Source organism: Breznakibacter xylanolyticus (genome assembly GCF_003254275.1).
Classification (GTDB): domain Bacteria; phylum Bacteroidota; class Bacteroidia; order Bacteroidales; family Marinilabiliaceae; genus Breznakibacter; species Breznakibacter xylanolyticus.
Genome location: NZ_QKZK01000092.1, coordinates 1 through 1,003, shown reverse-complemented (window position 1 = coordinate 1,003; position 1,003 = coordinate 1). Strand labels below are relative to the sequence as shown.

Annotated in this window: 2 protein-coding genes; both read right to left on the bottom strand. The window is 40.1% G+C overall.

Features of this window, described 5'->3' with window-relative positions:
- On the bottom strand, positions 1-777 hold a 777-nt coding region (locus tag LX69_RS17465), incomplete at its 3' end, for a nucleotidyl transferase AbiEii/AbiGii toxin family protein (protein WP_111447304.1).
- Positions 774-1,003 (bottom strand): type IV toxin-antitoxin system AbiEi family antitoxin domain-containing protein (locus LX69_RS17460; protein ID WP_185741732.1); only part of this gene is annotated, 230 nt, incomplete at its 5' end. The genes LX69_RS17465 and LX69_RS17460, both read right to left, overlap by 4 nt.

Here is a 1,003-nt window from a genome sequence, read left to right as displayed (position 1 = left end):
TTCTCCCATCTCGAAACTTAACAAGAACCGTTTTTCATCATCAGTAAGTCTTTGTTGGATGGTATCAATTAACGTGGCTCTGGTTTTTTCGTAGTTATCATAAGTGAATTCAACTGAAGTCATTCCTGCAAATTGTTTGTCAAAGGCGGACTTCTGATCTTTAAGGATGGGAGACAGCAACTCATTGATGGGTTTGTAATGGCTAATCATGCCGATTTTTACTCCAACCCATATTTCATCGGTTAAGCCTTCGTTTTCCAAAAGCAGTTTTACATCAAAAACATCACGAGGATGCTGCCTATCAAGGGCTGCACATATTTTACCGCCATATAATTCAGCCAAGGAGACCATATTGACAGCAGCAAATTTGCCAAATTCATCCTGAACAGAATCGACCACCTGCATTAATTGTGTGGGGAACACATTGCCCCGTGTAATGGTGTTGACTTCAATTTTTATCTGAGCATTTTTACCCTGACAATTCAACTTTACATCAGTTCCTCCATTCAACGGAACGGTGTGAACCTTTACTTCCGGTACATTTTTTTCAATGTCAACCTTAATTCGGTTCAGTCCATCCTGAATGTTTTGCAAGGCATTTTCCCTTGAATCCAATGGCAAATAAGTCAGGTCAATGTCCACCGAAAGGCGAGGCATATCCCGAACAAAAAGGTTGATGGCTGTACCTCCCTTTAGGGCAAAAATTTTCTCTTTGGCTACATATGGCAAAACCTGTAACAACAAATCGACCTGAGCTTTGTATGTGGCTGAAATCATAATTCGGCTAATTCTTTTGGGATTGACAATAAATACTTTGGAATGTAAACGCCTTTCTCGGCAAGCATCCGGTTGCCTTTCCCTAAATCAAATTTTTCGGTTTCAAGAAATTGAAACCATTGATGATTTGCTTTTTCGGCCATATAGAGAAACAGGCGTTTTACTTTCACTGAATTACAACTGGCCAACAGCTCCTTTAGCAGTTTGGGCTTTAAATTCACCAGAC